Source organism: Streptomyces sp. NPDC006384 (genome assembly GCF_042870695.1).
GTDB lineage: Bacteria > Actinomycetota > Actinomycetes > Streptomycetales > Streptomycetaceae > Streptomyces.
In genome coordinates this window covers 25,287-43,434 of the sequence record NZ_JBIAHR010000029.1, presented here as the reverse complement: position 1 = coordinate 43,434, position 18,148 = coordinate 25,287, and the positions used below count along the sequence as shown (strand labels likewise).

Sequence of the window (18,148 nt, the reverse complement as noted above, 5' to 3'; positions counted from 1 at the left end):
GTGCGAACGTAGCTCAGTTGGTAGAGCGCAACCTTGCCAAGGTTGAGGTCGCGAGTTCGAACCTCGTCGTTCGCTCCACGGAAGAAGCCCCCGGTTCCAACCGGGGGCTTCTTCGTGTCTCCGCGTCCTACCAGCGCACACCCGTCAGACGCTCGTACGCCTCGACGTACTTGGCGCGGGTCGCGTCCACGACCTGCTGCGGCAGCGCCGGCGGGGGCTGCTCGCTCCGCCGGTCCCAGCCGGACTCCGCCGAGGTCAGCCAGTCCCGTACGAACTGCTTGTCGTACGACGGCTGCGCGCGGCCCGGCTGCCACTGGTCGGCCGGCCAGAAGCGGGAGGAGTCCGGGGTGAGGACCTCGTCGGCGAGGACGAGGCCGTCGCCCTCGAAGCCGAACTCGAACTTGGTGTCGGCCAGGACGATCCCGCGCTCGCGCGCGATGTCCCGGGCGCGGGAGTAGACGGCGAGAGTGGCCTGGCGGAGCTGGGCGGCGGTCTCGGCGCCGACCTGGTGGGCGACCTCCTCGTAGGAGACGTTCTCGTCGTGCTCGCCGACCTCGGCCTTGGTGGCCGGGGTGAAGATCGGGGCGGGCAGCTCCGAGCCGTCGACGAGGCCCTCGGGAAGGGCGAGGCCGCAGACGGTGCGGGTCTCGTTGTACTCGGCCAGGCCCGAGCCGGTGAGGTAGCCGCGGGCCACGCACTCCACGGGGACCATCCGCAGCGACTTGCAGACCAGGGTGCGGCCCTGCCAGTCGGCGGGGGCGCCGGCGGGCAGCTCGGTGCTCAGGACGTGGTTCGGGATCAGGTCGGCGAGCTGGTCGAACCACCACAGGGAGAGCTGGGTGAGGACACGGCCCTTGTCGGGGATCTCGGTGGGCAGCACCCAGTCGTAGGCGGAGATGCGGTCGCTGGCGACCATCACGAGGTCGCCCGCCTCGTTCCGGTACAGGTCGCGCACCTTGCCGGTGTGCAGGTGCACCAGGCCCGGGACCTCGGTCGGTTCGGGCTTTTCGACGAATCCGGACACGGTTCCTCCCCGTGGTTGAACAAAAAGGTGCGCCCGTAGGGCTCCCCCAGGGTGGTGGTGGGAGACGGGAGGGCCAAGTACGTCGATTCTCCCGTACGCGGTGACAGGGGGCCTGGCGGGGTGGCCGCGGGCGTGATCAGTCGCGTTTGCAGATGCGGTCCAGGAGGTTGGCGGTGGCCCGCTGGACACGCGGGTCGACGTGGCCCGGACGGTCCAGGGCCGGGGACCAGGCGAACGTGCCGGACGCGAAGACCCACGCGCCGGACGGCGCCCGGTACAGCGACGTCTCCTGGTGGCGCCGGGCGCCGTGGACGTCGGTGTACGGGGAGTGGGCGAGCAGCACCCGCTCGTCGTGCTCGGGGAGCGGGGCGCGGGGGAAGTAGCGGTCGGCCTCGCCCGCGACCAGGTCCTCGATCTCGTCGCCCTCGTGGGCGCCGGTGGCCTCCCACAGCCAGTGACCGGTGTTGCGGACGATCAGCGGGTGCGGTTCCGGGACGCGTCCGGCGTACTGGATGCCGAGCAGTTGCTGCTCGGGACGGCCGGCCTCCCGCCACAGCACCGGCCTGCCCGGGCCCTGGCGCTTGCGGCAGGTCAGCAGGCGGTCGGGGACGCCGGAGGGGGAGGGCGCCAGCTCCACCTGCCAGTACATGGTGTTGGCGGAGAGGAAGACCAGGGAGGTGCCGTGGTCGCGGGCGCGCTCGGTGGTGCGGCGCATGGCCGCCGACCAGTACTCGTCGTGGCCCGGGAAGACCAGGCCCCGGTAGCGCGTCGGGTCGACGCGGCCGGAGTGCAGGTCGCGGGCGTCGGCGTAGGCGAGGTCGTATCCGTAGCGCTCGGCGAAGCGGATGAAGTCGTAGGCGTGACCGACGTGCAGGGGCAGTCCGGCGCCCGCGTAGGGGCGGTCGAAGGAGACGGTCGTCGCGGCGTCGTCCTCACCGAGCAGCCGGCCCTCCTCGTCCCAGGCGTGGTACAGGCTGGCGCCGGTACGGCCGTCCTCCGGGTAGAGGTTGTACGCCTGCCAGGTGATGTCCGGCAGGACCAGCAGCAGGTCGGCGGGGTGGTCGTCGCGGACCGTGAAGGGCACGTGGGAGCGGTAGCCGTCGGCGGTGGTGAGGACGGCGACGTACGCGCCGATGTTCCAGTACGTCGGGATCTGCAGCCGCCAGGACAGCCACCAGTGGTGGCAGGAGACCGTGCGGTCGGCGGTGAGCGGCGCGGGCTGGACGATGCCGGACAGCCGGGGACTGGTGGTGATCTTGGCGGCACCGTCACCGCCGTAGTGGCCGATCCGGTAGACGTCGACGCTGAACTCCTGCGGCGGGTCGACGGTGATGTGGAAGTCGATGGCCTCGCCGGGGGCGGCGGCTCCGGTGGCGGTGAAGCCCTTGATCTGGAGGTGCACGTCGTCGGCGGAGCGGGGCCCTCCGGTGGTGGAGCGCCGCTCGGGCGCGTCCCGGCGGCCGGTGCCCCTCCGGGAGCCGGTCCCCGGCTCGTAGGGGTCCAGGTCCGGATCCGGGTCGACGTACCAGGGGACGACCTGGCCGGTGTCGCTGAAGTAGGTCTCCCCGCCGCGCAGCCAGGGGACGGGACCCTGCCCGAAGGGATCCGTCACGGCGTGTGCGAGTGCTCCCGATTCCCAGCGGCGGATGTGCTCGGGCCCCATGGGACCGCCCCCTCCCTCGTGACCCCGTGGTCGTGCGTATGACGAACGCCTTTGCCATGTGCGCGATCGCTCCCAGCACATCACATTTCGCGCGCGTACTGTCACCGTTCGTTGGGAAGTGACTGAAAGTGGAGCCGTGAAGTCCGGTTCATGGACCGGTGAGGCGCGTGGGGGCGGCAACGGGGGCGCACCGGGAGGGATCAGACGAGGCGTACGGGCTTCTCGGGGCGTATGCCGATCTCCGCCAGCCAGGCGCGCAGAGGGCCGGGGTCACCGGCCTCCACGAGGCTGAGGACGCGCGGGGCCAGGTCCGGTGCGCGGACTCCGTCGACCAGGAGGGACGGGCCGTCGAGCCAGTCGAGCCCGGGGACGGCGCCGGCGGTGTCCATCGCGGCGCAGCACACCATCGCCGTGATGTGGTCGGTGAGGATCTCGCGGCCGGAGCGCGGGGGCTGGAGCGGGAGAAGGGGCAGCGCCCGGTCGTCCCAGAGGGCGGTGCCACCTGCGGTCCCGGCAGCCCCGGCGGTTCCGGCGGCCGTCCGGGAGACGGGGGACGGTGTTGCGGCGGTCCCCGCCTCCTCACGCGCCAGCTGGGCACTGAGCCCTGCGGCCAGGGCGGCGCCCCGGGGGGTGGTGTCGGCGAGGTCGTCGTCGGCGGGGGCGGGGGCGTACGGGCGGTCGTCCCCGGTGGTGGTGCCCGTGAGGGCCTCTCCGTCACCGGCGTCGCCGGCGGGGAGCGCGGTCCGGACCCCGGGCTCGGCGTCCGTGCCGTCTCGCCCCCCGGGCCCGTGGTCCGCCGCCGGTGCCGGGCGGTCGGTGAGGTGGTCCAGGACGCGGGCCAGGGTGGGGCCCTCGGTGCCCGGTGCGGCGTCCTCGGCGGTGCGGCGGACGCCCAGGGTGTCCAGGACGCGGTGGAGGCGGGCCGCGTCCGCGCGCCAGGCCCGGTCGACGACCTCCTCCGGGTACTCCTCCCAGCCCACCGGTGCCCAGTCGGGGCCGGCCCCGGCGGGGCCCCCGTGGAAGAGACGTGCGGCGAGCAGGGAGACCGACTCGTCGATCGCTCCGGGCTCCTCCAGCAGGTCGCAGGCCGGACGCTCGCCCAGCCGGGAGGCGAAGCCCTCGGCCAGGCGGTCCCTGCGGGACAGCTCCGTCAGGGCCGCGACGACCCCCATGTCCAGCCGGGCGGGCCACCGGCCCATCCGCCAGGCGGGCAGCGCCACCCGGGTCAGCAGCCGGTCCCAGCCCGCGTACGCCAGCCCGACCTGCTCCTGGGCGACGATCCGCAGGCCGTAGTCCACGGCCTGGGCGCGCTCGGCGGCCGCCGAGGCGACCGCGCGCTCCATCTCGGCGGCGTGCGCGCGACAGCCGCGCAGCAGCAGCCGGGACACCCGGCCGAGGCCCCCGTACACCATCCGGGACAGCGGGCGGCCCCTGTGTGCCGCGGCCACCGCCACCGCGGCGTCCAGTCCCCGTACGAAGCGCCGGGCCGCGGCTATGTCGGGGTGCGCCGACGGTCCCGTACCGGCGACGACCGGAGCGAGGACCGCGCGCAGTTCGCCCACACGCATCCACCACAGGAAGGGCGAGCCGATGACCAGGACGGGCGCGCCGGGAGTGCGGCGGCGCGCGGCGCCGCCCGGGCCGGGGGCGGCGCCGGGCCGGTCCCCGGGCGGCGGGCCGTGGGCCGGGTGGGTGCGGTCCTCCAGCCAGCTGTCGCAGTCGGGGGTGAGCGCTATCGCGGACGGCGCCGGCACCTCGAGCCGGTCGGCGAGGTCACGCACCATCCGGTACAGGTCCGGCGCCGACTCCTCGGGAACGGCGACCGTCGGGGTCACGGCGGGGCGGGCGCGGGCGACCACCAGGGCGACACCCGCGGCGGCCGACAGGACGAGAAGCGCGAGGACGCCCACCGCCCAGCGGGCCGCGTCCCAGCCCCCGCCCACGAGACGCCCGGTGGAACCGCCCACGAGCAGGACCACGGCGACGGCGGCGGGAAGCAGGGCGACGGCCAGCGCCCGGCTGCGCACCCGCAGCACGGCCAGCGCCCGGGAGCGCGCGGCCTGCGCGCCCCTCTCCACACCACCGGCACCGGTCACGGCCCGACCTCACCCCCTCCTCGTCACTGCCCTCGGCCGGCGCGCCGCTCGCGCGGCCTCCGCGCCGCGCCCTGCCGCGCCATGTCCTGCCGCGCCATGTCCTGCTGCTCTCCGGCTGTTGCTCACTTCCCCCACTGTGGCACCCGCCACTGACATCGCAATGCCGGTGGGCCAAGTGCCGGAATGCTTGCGCGGCACCTTAGTTGGGGCCTCCGCACCCGTCAGCCGTATGGCGGATCGGTCACTCGATGGAATGGCTTTGGGGAAAGGTGGGTGACGGACAGCAAGGATCAGGCCCCGGATCCTGAGGTGGATCCGGGGCCTGTCGGACCGGGTGGCGACGGAGGACTCTCCGAGGCCGGTCAGACGCTCTTCGCGGCTTCCGCCGCGGCCTTCGCCGCGATGTCCGTACGGTGCTGGGAACCGTCGAGGCCGATGCGGGCGACGGCCCGGTAGGCACGGTCGCGGGCTTCGGTGAGGTCCGCGCCGGTGGCCGTGACGGACAGCACGCGGCCGCCGGCGCTGACGACGGCGTCGCCCTCGCGCCGGGTGCCGGCGTGCAGGACGTAGGCGTGCGGCGCGTCCTCGGCGGCGACCTCGTCGAGGCCGGTGATCGGGTCACCGGTGCGCGGGGTGCCGGGGTAGTTGTGGGAGGCGACGACCACGGTGACGGCCGCGTCCTCGCTCCAGCGCAGGGGCGGCAGGTCGGCGAGGTTGCCGGTGGCGGCGGCCATCAGCAGACCGGCGAGCGGGGTCTGCAGGCGGGCCAGCACGACCTGGGTCTCGGGATCGCCGAAGCGGGCGTTGAACTCGATCACGCGGACCCCGCGCGAGGTGATCGCGAGACCGGCGTACAGCAGGCCGGAGAAGGGGGTGCCGCGGCGGCGCATCTCGTCGACGGTCGGCTGGAGGACGTTCTCCACGACCTCGTCGACCAGCTTGGGATCGGCCCAGGGCAGCGGCGAGTACGCGCCCATGCCGCCGGTGTTCGGGCCCTCGTCGCCGTCGAGGGCGCGCTTGAAGTCCTGGGCGGGCTGCAGGGGACGCACGTTCTCACCGTCGGTGACGGCGAAGAGGGAGACCTCGGGACCGTCGAGGTACTCCTCGACGACCACGCGCTCGCAGGCGTTCGCGTGGGCCCGGGCGGTCTCGATGTCGTCGGTGACGACGACGCCCTTGCCGGCGGCCAGCCCGTCGTCCTTGACGACGTAGGGGGCGCCGAAGGCGTCGAGGGCCGCGTCGACCTCGGCCGGGGTCGTGCAGACGTACGCGCGGGCCGTGGGCACCCCGGCGCCGGCCATCACGTCCTTCGCGAAGGCCTTGGAGCCCTCGAGCTGCGCGGCCTGCCCGGAGGGGCCGAAGACCGGGATGCCCGCCTCGCGCACGGCGTCGGCGACGCCGGCGACGAGAGGCGCCTCCGGTCCGACGACGACGAGGTCGGCGCCGAGTTCCGTGGCCAGCGCGGTCACGGCCGCGCCGTCGAGGGCGTCGACCGGATGCAGTGCGGCGACCTCGGCGATGCCGGCGTTGCCGGGTGCGCAGTGCAGCGCGGTGACGTCGGGGTCGAGGGACAGGGAACGGCACAGGGCGTGTTCGCGGGCGCCGCCGCCGATGACAAGGACCTTCACGGGGGTCAGCCTAATGGGAACGGGCCGGGCCGCTTTGTGCGGGCTTCCGAAGAGGCGGGCGCGGAGCGCTTGTACGTTCCTCCAGCGCGGTCCGGCCTGGTCGGTCCGGCCCGCCCTGCCCGGCCGCCCGGCTCCGGCGGGTGGCGGGTGGCGGGTGGCGGGTGGCGGCTACTCGTGCACGATCTCCTCGACGACCGTCGCGCCCAGCTCGCGTACGAGCAGCTCCTTGCCGGAGAGAGCCGATTCGTCGAGGTCGGGGTCGTCGTCCTCGGGGATGTCGTCCTCGGGGGAGACCGGGGGCGGCTCGGGCGCCGCGGGGCGGGGGGCGGGGGCGGCCGTCGGTGCGGCCTGCGCGGTGGGCGCCGTGGGAGCACCGCCGCCGCGGGACGGCGGGGCGGCGGGGGCCGGCGCCGTCGGCCGCTGGACGGGCGTGCCGCCGCCGGTACCGCCGTAGCCGCCGCCGGACGGGCCGACGGGGGGCGGGGGCGCCGAGCCGCCGGAGGGGTCGACCACCGCGTCGATCTTCCACTGCACGTGGAACTGCTCGGCCAGGGCCTGCCGCAGGACGTCCTCGCTGCCGCTGCTCTGGAAGTTGTCGCGGGCTCCGGCGTTGACGAAGCCGATCTGCAGGGTGGTGCCGTCGAAGCCGGTCACCTGGGCGTTCTGGCTGAGCAGGATCCAGGTGAACCGACGGCGGTTCTTGACCGCCTCCAGGATGTCGGGCCACAGCGAGCGCGGGTCGGGCCCGCCGGCCGGGGGCGCGGCCGGGGTGGCGGCCGGGGCAGGAGGCGTCACGGGCGCGGCGGACGACGCGGCGGCTGTCGCGGATGCGGTCGGCGTCCGGGGCTGACCGCCTCCCGCCGGAACGGCCGTGGGCCATCCTCCGGGACGTCGTCCACCGCCCGCAGGAGCCGCGGTGGGCCAGGCGCCGGGCGCGGGTGCCGAAGCGGCGGGGTCAGGGGCGGGCGCGGGAGCGGCCGGGGGCTGAGCACCCGCACCATCGCCCCCACCGGGAGCGGCAGCGGGCGCAGGGGCCGGAGCGGCTTGAGGAGCAGGTGCAGGGGCCGGGGCCGGGGCCGGGGCGCCGCCCACCGGCGTCCGCACCGCCGCCCGGGCCGCGGCCGGGCCGCCGCCCGGCGGGACCGGTGCGGCGGTCACGGAACCCGCGGCTCCGGCGTGCGCCTCGGGTCCGGGCGCGTACCCCATGGCCGGCGCACCGGCGCCCGCGGAGAACTGGACGCCCCGCTCGATCCGGTCGAGGCGGGCCATCACCGACCGCTCGTCGCCGTACGCGGCGGGCAGCATCACGCGGGCGCAGATCAGCTCCAGCTGCAGCCGGGGCGAGTGGGCGCCGCGCATCTCGGTGAGGCCCTCGTTGACGAGGTCGGCGGCGCGGCTCAGCTCGGCCGCGCCGAAGGACCGCGCCTGGGCCTGCATCCGCTCGACGACGTCGGCCGGGGCGTCGATGAGCCCCTTCTCCGCGGCGTCGGGCACGGCGGCGAGGATGACCAGGTCGCGGAGCCGCTCCAGCAGGTCGGTGACGAACCGGCGCGGGTCGTTGCCGCCCTCGATCACCCGGTCCACGACCTCGAAGGCGGCCGAGCCGTCCCCGGAGGCGAAGGCCTCGACGACGGAGTCGAGCAGCGAACCGTCCGTGTAGCCGAGGAGAGAGGTGGCCATGGCGTACGTCACACCGTCGTCCCCGGCGCCGGCCAGCAGCTGGTCCATGACGGACATGGAGTCACGCACGGACCCCGCGCCCGCCCGCACGACCAGCGGCAGCACGCCGTCCTCGACGGGGATGTCCTCCTTGGCGCACACCTCGGCGAGGTAGTCGCGCAGGGTGCCGGGCGGCACGAGCCGGAACGGGTAGTGGTGGGTGCGCGACCGGATGGTCCCGATGACCTTCTCGGGCTCCGTGGTGGCGAAGATGAACTTCAGGTGCTCCGGCGGCTCCTCGACCACCTTGAGCAGGGCGTTGAAGCCGGCCGGCGTGACCATGTGGGCCTCGTCGATGATGTAGATCTTGTACCGGCTGTGCGCGGGCCCGAAGAACGCCTTCTCCCGCAGGTCACGGGCGTCGTCCACACCACCGTGCGAGGCGGCGTCGATCTCGATGACGTCGATCGAGCCCGGTCCGTTCCTCGCCAGGTCCCGGCACGACCGGCACTCGCCGCACGGCGTCGGCGTGGGGCCCTGCTCGCAGTTCAGGCAGCGCGCCAGGATGCGCGCGCTGGTCGTCTTGCCGCACCCGCGCGGACCGCTGAACAGGTACGCGTGATTGACCCGGTTGTTCCGCAGCGCCTGCTGCAGCGGGTCAGTGACATGCCCCTGACCGATGACCTCGGCGAAGGACTCCGGGCGGTAACGGCGGTAGAGCGCGAGAGACGACACGCATACGAGGTTATAGGCGCCCACCGACAACCGGTCCCGCCGGCGGATCCGGGCCGGCCGCCCCGCGAACGCAAGCGCCCCCCACGCACCCGCCAGAGCCGACCTACCCTTGCTGCCTTCCGGCCCTGGGGGAGTTCAGTCAGATAGCGCCGCGTGAGGGGCTGCGCCACACGTTACCCGATCCGGGCCCCCGAGAACGAGTTCGCGAGCACTCTCCGGCGTCATGTAATGTTTGCCGCGGAGGATTCGCCTAGAGGCCTAGGGCGCACGCTTGGAAAGCGTGTTGGGGGCAACCCCTCACGAGTTCGAATCTCGTATCCTCCGCCAGTGCCTCACCGGGCACGATGTCGAAGGGCCCCCTGGAAACAGGGGGCCCTTCGACGTTGTCCCGTCGCCGTTGTCCCGTCGGCGGGGGAACGGCATGGGGTCCGCCATGCCGTTCCGGCCCGCCCGCGGCACCGCGGTCCGTGCGGGACCGCGTCAGCTCCGGACGTCGTCGTGGAGGGGCGAAGACTCCTCCGCCTCCAGGCGCACGGTCGGCAGACGCCGGGCCAGGGGGGCGGGAAGCCACCAGGCGTGGCGGCCCAGGAGGTGCATGGCCGCCGGGACGACCAGGCAGCGGATCACCACGGCGTCCAGGAGGATCGCCGTCGCGAGCCCCAGGCCGAACTGCTGGAGCATGCGGTCCGGGGAGAGGATGAAGGCCGCGAAGACGACGATCATGATGGCCGCCGCGGCGGTGATGACCTGGCCCGTGGCGGCCAGTCCCTCACGGACGGCGAGAGCGGGGTCGCGGGTGCGCTTCCACTCCTCGTGGATGCGGGAGATCAGGAAGACCTCGTAGTCCATGGAGAGCCCGAAGACGATCGCGAAGATCATGACGGGGATGAACGCCTCCACCGGGCCGGGCTGCACTCCGAACCAGCCGTGCTGGAAGACCAGCGTGATCACGCCGAGCGCCGCCGAGATGGAGAGGAGGTTGAGGACCGCCGCCTTGACCGGGATCCACAGGGAACGGAAGACCAGCAGAAGCAGGAGCGTGGACAGGCCCACCACGATCGTCACGAAGAGCGGGATGCGGGACGACACCGAGTCGGCGAAGTCCTGCGCCGCCGCCGTCGGGCCGCCGATCAGGTACGTGGCACCGGTGCGGTCGGCCAGGCCGGGCAGCACGTCGTCGCGGAGGGTGTGGACCAGGTCGGCCGTGGACTCGGACTGCGGGGCGGTGGCCGGGAAGGCGATGACCGTCGAGACCTCGCCGTCGGACGAGGGCAGGGGCGGTGTCGTCGCCGCGATGCCCGGGGTGTCGGCGAGCGTGGTGCGCAGCGCCGTCGCCGCCGCCTCGTCGCCCTGGGCCACCACGACCAGGGGTCCGTTGAAACCGGGACCGAAACCGTCGGCCAGCAGGTCGTAGGCCTTGCGGCTGGTGGACGTCGCCGGGTCGTTGCCCGCGTCGGCGAAACCCAGCCGCATCCCGACGGCCGGTGCCGACAGAGCCAGCAGCGCCACGGTGGCCGCCAGCAGCGCGGGCAGCGGGCGGCGCTGCACGGCGCCGGCCAGGCGGCGCCAGCCCCGGCCCTCCTCGGCACCCTTGGCCGCCGTCTTCGCCGCCCGCTTCAGCACGTGCCGCTGGAGACGGGGGCCGAACAGGGCGAGCAGGGCCGGCAGCAGGGTCAGCGAGGCGGCCATCGTGACCAGCACGGTCAGCGCGACGGCCAGCGCCGCGCCCTGGAGCGCACCGAGTCCCAGGGCGACCAGGCCCAGCAGGGCGATGATGACGGTGCAGCCGGCGAAGAAGACCGTACGGCCCGCCGCGTCCAGGGCGGTGCGGGCGGCCGTGTCGCGGTCCATGCCGCGGACGAGTTCGTGGCGGTAGCGGTAGAAGATCAGCAGCGCGTAGTCGACACCCACCCCGAGGCCGACCAGCATCATGATCGGCGGGGTGAAGTCGGCGACCGTGAAGAGGTGCGAGGCGAGCGCGATCAGGCCCACCGCGCCGCCGACCGCGAACAGCGCCGTGACCAGGGGCAGCGCGGCGGCCACGATCGATCCGAAGAGCAGGACGAGGATCACCAGCGCGGCGAGCATGCCCGCGCCCTCGGCTCCCCCGCCGCCGCTCTCCTCGGCGCTCTGCACCGCATCCCCGCCCAGCTCCACGGTGAGGCCGTCACCGGCCGCCGACCGCGCCGTGTCGATGATGCGGGCGACGTCCTCCTTGGGGACCTCCTCGGTCGTCCCGTCCAGGACGACGGTGGCGTAGGCGATGGTGCCGTCCTCGGAGACGGCGGCGGCGTCGTCGTACGGGCTGTGGACCTCGGCGACGGACGGCAGGGTGCGTACCCGGTCGAGGAGCCGTTCCACCTCGGCGCGGTCGCCGGCCAGTCCGGCGGAGTCCTGCAGGACGACCTGCACGCTGTCGCCCGCCTGGGCGGACCCGTGCCGTTCCAGCAGGTCGGTGGCGGTCTGGGAATCGGTGCCGGGGAGGGAGAAGTCGTTGCGGTAGGTGCTGCCTGCGAGCTGGGAGCCGACGGTGATGACGGCGACCACGATCACCCAGAGCAGCAGGGCGCTCCAGCGGTGACGCCGGGACCAGGAGGCGAGGCGGCCGAAGACGCCGGGGCGGGCCGCGGGCCGGGTGGGCAGGGGCGAGGGACTGTACGAGTGCATGCCCGCAGCGTCCGGCTCCGGTGTGACGCCGGGCATCGGCCCCGGGAGGACAGTCGCCGTACTGCGTGGGTTGCGGGGGGCGGGGGCGCCGTACTGCGTGGGTTGCGAGACGTGGTGGCGTACGCCCGGCGCGTCACCGCCCCACCGGGCCGCGGCAGGCTCACCCCGACAGCCAGCGGGGGCTCACCATCCCCGACTCGTATGCCAGTACGACCAGTTGGGAGCGGTCGCGGACGTCCAGCTTGGTCATGATGCGGCTGACGTGGGTCTTCGCGGTGGCGGGGCTCAGGACGAGGCGGGCGGCGATCTCGTCGTTGGAGAGGCCGGCCGCGACCAGGCACATGACCTCGCGTTCGCGTTCGGTGAGGGCGTTCAGCCGCGGGCCGGGCTCGGGGGCCCTGGCCCGGCCCGCGAACTCGGCGATCAGACGGCGGGTGACGGAGGGGCTGATCAGCGCGTCCCCGCGGGCGGCGACCCGGACGGCGTGCACCAGTTCCTCCGGCTCGGTGTCCTTGACCAGGAAGCCGGTCGCCCCGGCGCGCAGGGCGCCGTACACGTAGTCGTCGAGGTCGAAGGTGGTCAGGATGACCACGCGTACGTCGTTCAGGCGGGAGTCGGCGGCGATGTCCCGGGCCGCCTGGAGGCCGTCCACGCCCGGCATGCGGATGTCCAGCAGGACGACGTCGGGACGCAGGGCGCGGCAGACGGCCAGGGCCTCGGCGCCGTCGCTCGCCTCGCCGACCACCTCCAGGTCGTCCTCGTCCTCCAGCATCGACCGGAACCCGGCGCGCACCAGACGCTGGTCGTCGGCCAGCACGATTCTGATCATGGGGTGGGGAGTGCTCCCTTCGGTGGTGCCGGGACGTCCGGGCACGGCAGTGTCGCCCGGACCGTGAAACCGCCGTCCGCGGCCGGCCCGGTGGTGAGGTGGCCGCCGAGGGCGCGGGCCCGCTCGCGCATCCCGGCGATGCCGCTGCCGGAACCGCCGCTCACGGGTGAGGGGCCGCGGCCGTCGTCGGTGACCTCGACGGTGACGTGCCGCGTGCCGTGCTCGATGCGCACGGCGACGGCGGTGGCGTGGGCGTGGCGGGTGACGTTGGTCAGGGACTCCTGCACGATGCGGTACGCGGCGAGATCCACCTCGGCGGGCAGCGGGCGCCGGCCGCCGCCGACGCTCACGCGGACGTCGAGGCCGGCCAGCCGGGCCGACGCCACCAGTTCGCCGAGCCGGTCGAGGCCGGCCGTGGGCGCGGTGGGCGCCGGCTCGTCGGCCTGCCGCAGCACGCCCAGGGTCGCCCGCAGTTCGCGCAGCGCCTCCCTGCTGGCGTCCTTGACCGCGGCGAGAGCCTCCTGCGCCCGTTCGGGACCGCTCTCGGGGTCCTTGCGCAGCCGGCGCAGGGCGGCGGCGGACTGGACGTTGATGAGGGAGAGGTGGTGGCCGACGACGTCGTGCAGCTCCCGCGCGATGCGCAGCCGCTCCTCGCTCGCCGCCCGCTGCTCCGCCTCCCGCGACAGGGCCAGCCGGTTGTCGCGCACCCATCCGAGGGCGATCACGCCCACCAGCCAGCCGGTCATCATGAACAGGGCTATGCCGTTGACGTCGTGGTTGCCGAGCAGCGTGCCCGTGCCGGTGAGCAGCAGGCCGAGCGCGGCCAGGACGATCGCCGCGCGGAGACGGCCCTCGGCCGCGACCATGTACAGGGCGACGACGAAGGCGACCACCAGGGGGCCGTCGTAGGCGCTGACCAGGTAGTACGCGATGGTGGCGGCCAGTACGAAGGCCGCGGTCGGCACCGGGTGGCGCCGGCAGACGTACAGGGCGGCGCAGGCGGCGACGAGCAGGGCCCAGCCGAGCGCGGTGGTCTCCCAGGGCTCCTCGCGTTCGCCGATCAAGGAGCGCAGACTTCCCACCACGACCAGGGTCAGGACCGCACCGGCCAGCGCGGCGTCCGCCGCCCGGCCACGCGGCAGCCCGGACCGGGTCGGCGGGACGGAGGAAACCATGCCGTAAGCGTAGGCAGGCCACCCACCGCGTGCCCACCCCCTGCACGGCGGACCCGCTCGGCACCGGCCCGCAACCCGGGGCGTAACCGGGCGCCGGGCACCGCAACCGGTGGAGTACGGCGGATACCGGCCGCAGGCCGACGCTCCGGCGCCCGTCGCCCGCCGACGCTGGGGGCATGAGTATCGATCCCGCCCCCGGCCTCCCCCTCTCCGCCCGCCTGCGCCGCCTGAACCTGCCGGTGGTGGCCCTGCTCACCGCCGTCGCGCTGGTCCGGCCGGTGTTCTCCGTCACCGGACTGGCCGACGCGCTCGGCAAGCCGCTCACCCCCCTGCTGCTCACCCTCCTGATCAGCCTGGTGTGGATCCTCGTCGTCGGACTCGGCCGGATGCGGGAGCCGTTGCTGACGCCGGTGGCCGCGGGGGTGGCGTACGCGGTGGCCACCCTGCTCCTGAGCGGGGTGCTGTCCCCCGTGCTCACGGGGGAACTGCGAGGACCGCTCGCACGGCCACAGGCCATCCTGCCGATGTTCCTCGTCAGCGGGGTGTGGGGTACGGTCTGCGGCGTCTGCGCGCTGGGCGTGCGCCGGTTGCGCGGTGGAGCGGTGTGAGCGGGCGGCGGCTCGCCCTCCGACCTCACGGCCGGGTCCTCACCACGGCGGACGGGCCGTCACCCCGCCGTCCACCACGAGGTCGTGGCCGGTGATCCAGGACGCCAGCCCGGACGCGAGGAACACGCACGCGTCGCCCACGTCCTCCGGCCGCCCGAGCCGCCCCGTGGGCGCCGCCCGCCGCCACCGCCGTACGCCCTCCGGCCAGGACTCGGCGAGCCCGTCGCGGTCGATCAGGCCGGGCGAGACGGAGTTGACCCTGATCCCCCACGGCCCGTACTCCAGAGCCGCCGAACGGGCGTGCATCACGACCGCCGCCTTGGAGGCGCTGTAGTGCGCGTGGGCGGGGGCCGGGGCGCCGGCCTCGACGGACGCGATGTGGGTGACGGTGCCGCCGCCCTCCTGGTCCCGCATGATCCCGGCCGCGGCCTGCGTGCAGGCGAAGACGCCGGTGAGGTTGGTGTCCACCACGTCCCGCCACTCGGCGGCCGTCATGCCGGGCAGTTCCCGCAGCGGCTGCACGCCGGCGTTGTTGACCAGCGCCGTCAGCCGGCCGCCGCCCCAGTCGGCGGCGTCCTCGACCAGGGTGCGGCAGGCGTCCTCGTCGGTGAGGTCGGCGCGCAGCACCACGGCCCGGCCGCCGTGCTCCCGGATCCGCGCGGCCACGTCCCCGGCCGCCGCGACCGCCGTACGGCAGTGCACCGCGACCGCCGCGCCCTCCTCGGCGAACCGCAGCGCGATGCCCCGGCCGATGCCGCCGCCCGCGCCCGTGACGAGCGCCACCTGGCCGTCGAGGAGACGCGCGGACGGGCTCACGGCCGGCACAGTTCCGCGATCCGCGCCGCCTGGTCCGGGTGGCGCGCCGTGAGGGCGGCCGCGTCGCCGTGCTCGTAGTCCTCGTAGGTGAAGCCGGGCGCCATCGTGCAGCCGAAGAGCGTCCAGGTGCCGCCGGCCGCCACCCTGCCGCCCATCCAGGTGCCGGCGGGGACCGTGTACTGCACGTGCTGCCCGTCCAGGACGTCCGGTCCCAGCACGGCCGTGCGCGCGCCGCCGTCCGGGCCGAGGAGCAGCAGCTCCAGGGGGTCGCCGAGGTAGAAGTGCCAGGTCTCGTCGGACGGCAGGCGGTGCAGCGCGGAGAAGTCGTCCGGCCGGGAGGTCAGCAGCGCCACGACGGCGGTCCCGGTGGGGCGTCCGTCGGCGCGCTCCGGGCCGGCCCAGGTGCGGCGGAACAGGCCGCCCTCCCGGGGGATGGGCTCCAGCCCGTAGTGCGCGATCAGGTCCTCGGCGGTCGGCGGGGGCGTCACGCCGGGAAGGCTACCTCCCGGCGCAGGAAGGCGAGCTGTGCGCGCTTCTCGGGCAGGTACACGTCCGGCAGGTCGACCTCGGGCAGGACGACCTCCGGGCCGGCGGTGAAGCCCTGCTTGAGGAAGCGGGCTGTCGCCTTGTCGTTGCGCACGTCCGGGTCGACCACGATCCGCGTCCGGTCCAGGCCCAGCAGGACGTAGGCCGTGAGGGCCCGGGACAGGGCGGCGGTCCAGCCGGGGCGGGCGCCCCGCTCCCCGGCGGGAGCGAGCAGCAGGTGGACTCCGATGTCACCGGGTTCCACGTCGTAGCACTCGCCGACCCGGTCGGCGCCGGGCTCGTAGGTCTGGAACAGCGCGACCGGCTCGTCGTCCTCGACCACCAGGAAGGCGTGGTGGGTGTCGAGGCCGGCCATGTGGGCGTAGATGTCGGCCACCTGGTCCCTCGTCAGGCCGTTCATGCCCCAGAAGGCGGCGCGTTCCTCGCTGACCCAGGAGTGGATCACCCCGGCGTCCGCGGCGGCGTCGAGGGGCAGGACCCGGACGGTGCCGAAGCCGTCGAGCGCCTGCTCGTGGACGGCCGGACGGGACGCGTACGGGGGCGTGGCCGGTGCCGGGTTCGGGGTCGGGGTCGGGTCAGACATCGGTCTCCTTCGTGAGCCGGTCGAAGTCGGTGACCACGGGGACGAGTTCGCCCGCGAGCCACAGGGACTGCTGGTCGTGGTGGTGGGGGGAGCGGGGGTCGCCGGACGCGCCGTGGGGGACCACCCAGCGGCTGTCCTGCCGGTCGGCCAGGTCCCAGACGTATCGGGCGGCGGGTCCGCGCGCGGCGCGGTCGGTGAGGCCGGGGACGGCGGAGGTGCACAGCACGCAGTCGTGGTCGCCGGAGAGTCCGGGTTCCTGCGCGGAGGCGTCCGGCAGCGCCCGCCAGGGGGCGAGCCGGTGGGTGTCGCCCCAGGTGCCGGAGGGCTCCCGCCCGGCCACCTCCTCCAGGGCGGCGCGGACGGCCCCGGCGCGGTCGACGCCGTACAGGTCCTCGGCGCGCAGCAGGTGTTCGAGGGCGTAGGCGATGCGCGGCACCAGTGCGAGCCAGGGCAGGAATACCTCGGGGTAGGCGGGCGGGACGGCGGCCCCGGCGAAGGCCGGGTGTGCCGCCAGGTGCCGTACGAGCGCGCCGCGGACGGCCGCGTAGGCCGCCGCGTCGGTGCTGCCGGCGTCCATGCGGCGGTCCCAGGCGAGGAGGCGGTCGCGCAGGGCGGCGGCCTCGGGGGTCAGGCCGTCGAGGACGCTCAGGTGCTCGAGGAGCGGGGCGGCGGAGGCGAGGTGGGTGTCGGTGTGGATCGCGGCCATGCCGGCGGCCGACCAGCGGTCCTCGGCGGCGAGCAGGGCGGTGATGCGCTCGGCGCGGTGCGGCGGGGCGAACTCGACGCCGAGGGGTGCCGCGGGGCCGCGCTGGTTGGCCATGACGGCGACGCCGTCGGTGAGCCCGGCGCGGGGCGTCCCGTGCCAGCCGGTCCACTCGTGCCCGGGCTCCCACGCGGGCACCGGGCGCAGGCCGTTGGCGGCGGCCCGCACCGGCACCCGGCCCGCGACCCGGTGCAGCAGCCCGCCCTCGGTGTCGGCGGCCTGCACGACGTTGACCGGTTCCACCCACGCGTCCAGGGCCCGGTCCACGTCGGCGGTCCGGCGGGCCCGCAGCAGCGGCAGCAGGGCGGAGAAGCCCAGATCGGCGGTGACGCGGGGCGGGTGGCGCAGGCTGAGGGCAAGGGGGGTGCCGTCGACCAGCCCCTCGGGGCCGCCGGCGATCACCGGGCCCCGATCGGTCTCGATGACCTCGATCTCGACGGGCTCCTCCCCCGCGACCCGGATCAGCTCGGTGTGCCGGGAGGCCCGGTGCCAGGCGCCGTCCGGGCCGAGCGCCTCCACGCCGGCGCCGGTACGGCGCAGCCGTTCGCGGTAGAGGTCCTGGTAGTCGGCCATGGCGTTGGTGATGGCCCAGGCGACGGTGCCGGTGTGGCCGAAGTGGGCGATGCCGGGGACGCCGGGCACGGCGAGGCCGACGACGTCGAACTCCGGGCAGGACAGGTGGATCTGCTGGTAGACACCGGGGTCCTCGATGTAGCGGTGCGGGTCGCCGGCGATGACCGCGTGCCCGGTCACGGTGCGTTCGCCGCTCACCAGCCAGCCGTTGCTGCCGGCGGTGCCCGGCCCGTCGGTGGCGAACAGGGCGACGGCGTCCGGGCCGAGGTGCCCGGCGATGTGCTCGCGCCAGAGCTTGGCGGGGAAACCGGCGAAGAGGACGTGGGTGGAGAGCCAGACGGCGAGCGGGGTCCAGGGCTCCCAGCGGCCGGGCGCGAGACCGGCGCGCGCGAACTCGGGGGCGGGGGTGTCCCGGGCGAGCGACTCGTTCACGCCGTCGGTGTACGCCCGGACCCAGGCGGCCGTCTCCGGGTCCCCTTCCTCCAGGGCGGCGAAGCAGCGGCGGGCGGTGTCGGCGAGCCGGGCCCGGCGGGCAAAGCGGTCCCAGGGCAGGGACTCGGCCCCGAGGAAGGACGCCGAGGTGCCCTGTGCGCGGTGCCGTTCGACCTCCAGCTGCCAGCCCCGGTCGCGGGCGGTCACCCGGCCCTGCGCGCGGGCGAGTCCCTCCACGCTGTCCGCGCGCAGATGCGGGATTCCCCAGGCGTCGCGGTATATCTCGGCGCTCACCCCTGTGCCCCTACTTTCCTTTAGGTTAGGCTCACCTAAGTCTTACGTCGTGGCGGA

At 74.8% G+C, this 18,148-nt stretch carries 13 protein-coding genes, 2 tRNA genes and 1 other RNA gene; 3 read left to right on the top strand and 13 right to left on the bottom strand.

What is annotated here, in order from left to right:
- Positions 1-2 precede the first annotated feature (2 nt).
- Positions 3-78, top strand: a tRNA-Gly gene (locus ACFYOJ_RS30830).
- A gap of 49 nt (positions 79-127) precedes the next feature.
- On the opposite strand, the gene ACFYOJ_RS30825 is transcribed toward ACFYOJ_RS30830, so the two are convergent.
- From ACFYOJ_RS30825 to ffs, 6 genes are all read right to left on the bottom strand, one after another.
- Positions 128-1,024, bottom strand: a complete 897-nt coding sequence (locus ACFYOJ_RS30825) for a phosphoribosylaminoimidazolesuccinocarboxamide synthase (RefSeq protein ID WP_356557252.1) — start codon at positions 1,022-1,024, stop codon at positions 128-130.
- Between the two features lie 136 nt (positions 1,025-1,160).
- Positions 1,161-2,687, bottom strand: a complete 1,527-nt coding sequence (locus ACFYOJ_RS30820; RefSeq protein ID WP_356557253.1) for a N,N-dimethylformamidase beta subunit family domain-containing protein — start codon at positions 2,685-2,687, stop codon at positions 1,161-1,163.
- 200 nt (positions 2,688-2,887) lie between these two features.
- On the bottom strand, positions 2,888-4,783 hold the full coding sequence (locus tag ACFYOJ_RS30815; protein WP_356557254.1) for a hypothetical protein: 1,896 nt from the start codon (positions 4,781-4,783) through the stop codon (positions 2,888-2,890).
- Positions 4,784-5,145: 362 nt separating this feature from the next.
- Positions 5,146-6,411, bottom strand: coding sequence for a phosphoribosylamine--glycine ligase (gene purD, locus ACFYOJ_RS30810; RefSeq protein ID WP_356557255.1), 1,266 nt, complete (start codon positions 6,409-6,411; stop codon positions 5,146-5,148).
- A gap of 168 nt (positions 6,412-6,579) precedes the next feature.
- Complete coding sequence (locus ACFYOJ_RS30805; RefSeq protein WP_356557256.1) at positions 6,580-8,805, bottom strand: DNA polymerase III subunit gamma and tau; 2,226 nt, start codon at positions 8,803-8,805, stop codon at positions 6,580-6,582.
- 67 nt (positions 8,806-8,872) lie between these two features.
- Positions 8,873-8,971: signal recognition particle sRNA small type (gene ffs / locus ACFYOJ_RS30800), an RNA gene on the bottom strand.
- A gap of 73 nt (positions 8,972-9,044) precedes the next feature.
- Here ffs and ACFYOJ_RS30795 point away from each other — a divergent pair.
- Positions 9,045-9,132 (top strand) — tRNA-Ser (locus ACFYOJ_RS30795).
- 153 nt (positions 9,133-9,285) lie between these two features.
- Here the strand turns inward: ACFYOJ_RS30795 and ACFYOJ_RS30790 are convergent.
- From ACFYOJ_RS30790 to ACFYOJ_RS30780, 3 genes are all read right to left on the bottom strand, one after another.
- Positions 9,286-11,472 carry an MMPL family transporter gene (locus ACFYOJ_RS30790; RefSeq protein ID WP_356557257.1) on the bottom strand — a complete coding sequence of 729 codons (2,187 nt, stop codon included), beginning with the start codon at positions 11,470-11,472 and terminating at the stop codon, positions 9,286-9,288.
- Between the two features lie 160 nt (positions 11,473-11,632).
- Positions 11,633-12,301 (bottom strand): response regulator transcription factor, encoded by a 669-nt coding sequence (locus ACFYOJ_RS30785; RefSeq protein ID WP_356557258.1) that lies wholly within the window; start codon positions 12,299-12,301, stop codon positions 11,633-11,635.
- On the bottom strand, positions 12,298-13,476 hold the full coding sequence (locus ACFYOJ_RS30780) for a sensor histidine kinase (protein WP_356557259.1): 1,179 nt from the start codon (positions 13,474-13,476) through the stop codon (positions 12,298-12,300). The genes ACFYOJ_RS30785 and ACFYOJ_RS30780 overlap by 4 nt, the downstream gene beginning before the upstream one ends.
- Positions 13,477-13,652: 176 nt before the next feature.
- On the opposite strand from ACFYOJ_RS30780, the gene ACFYOJ_RS30775 reads away from it, so the two are divergent.
- Positions 13,653-14,084, top strand: a complete 432-nt coding sequence (locus tag ACFYOJ_RS30775; RefSeq protein WP_356557260.1) for a hypothetical protein — start codon at positions 13,653-13,655, stop codon at positions 14,082-14,084.
- Positions 14,085-14,123: 39 nt separating this feature from the next.
- Here the strand turns inward: ACFYOJ_RS30775 and ACFYOJ_RS30770 are convergent, their stop codons facing one another.
- The 4 genes from ACFYOJ_RS30770 to ACFYOJ_RS30755 are packed head-to-tail and all read right to left on the bottom strand — an operon-like array spanning position 14,124 to position 18,091.
- The gene (locus ACFYOJ_RS30770; RefSeq protein WP_356557261.1) at positions 14,124-14,900 is read right to left on the bottom strand and encodes an SDR family NAD(P)-dependent oxidoreductase; all 777 of its coding nucleotides are present in this window, start codon (positions 14,898-14,900) and stop codon (positions 14,124-14,126) included.
- Entirely contained in the window at positions 14,897-15,388 is a 492-nt protein-coding gene (locus tag ACFYOJ_RS30765; RefSeq protein WP_356557262.1) for a cupin domain-containing protein, read from the bottom strand. The genes ACFYOJ_RS30770 and ACFYOJ_RS30765 overlap by 4 nt, the downstream gene beginning before the upstream one ends.
- Positions 15,385-16,029: a GNAT family N-acetyltransferase gene (locus tag ACFYOJ_RS30760; protein ID WP_356557263.1), complete on the bottom strand. Its 645-nt coding sequence runs from the start codon at positions 16,027-16,029 to the stop codon at positions 15,385-15,387. The genes ACFYOJ_RS30765 and ACFYOJ_RS30760 overlap by 4 nt, the downstream gene beginning before the upstream one ends.
- Entirely contained in the window at positions 16,022-18,091 is a 2,070-nt protein-coding gene (locus ACFYOJ_RS30755; RefSeq protein WP_356557264.1) for a penicillin acylase family protein, read from the bottom strand. Before ACFYOJ_RS30755 ends, ACFYOJ_RS30760 begins: the two co-directional genes overlap by 8 nt.
- Positions 18,092-18,148: the final 57 nt, after the last annotated feature.

Bases quoted from the DNA above. Each gene is read 5' to 3' on its own strand.
- ACFYOJ_RS30820 (WP_356557253.1), bottom strand. From the start codon at position 2,687: ATGGGGCCCGAGCACATCCGCCGCTGGGAATCGGGAGCACTCGCACAC.
- ACFYOJ_RS30780 (WP_356557259.1), bottom strand. From the start codon at position 13,476: ATGGTTTCCTCCGTCCCGCCGACCCGGTCCGGGCTGCCGCGTGGCCGG.
- ACFYOJ_RS30760 (WP_356557263.1), bottom strand. From the start codon at position 16,029: ATGTCTGACCCGACCCCGACCCCGAACCCGGCACCGGCCACGCCCCCG.
- ACFYOJ_RS30790 (WP_356557257.1), bottom strand. From the start codon at position 11,472: ATGCACTCGTACAGTCCCTCGCCCCTGCCCACCCGGCCCGCGGCCCGC.
- ACFYOJ_RS30775 (WP_356557260.1), top strand. From the start codon at position 13,653: ATGAGTATCGATCCCGCCCCCGGCCTCCCCCTCTCCGCCCGCCTGCGC.
- ACFYOJ_RS30785 (WP_356557258.1), bottom strand. From the start codon at position 12,301: ATGATCAGAATCGTGCTGGCCGACGACCAGCGTCTGGTGCGCGCCGGG.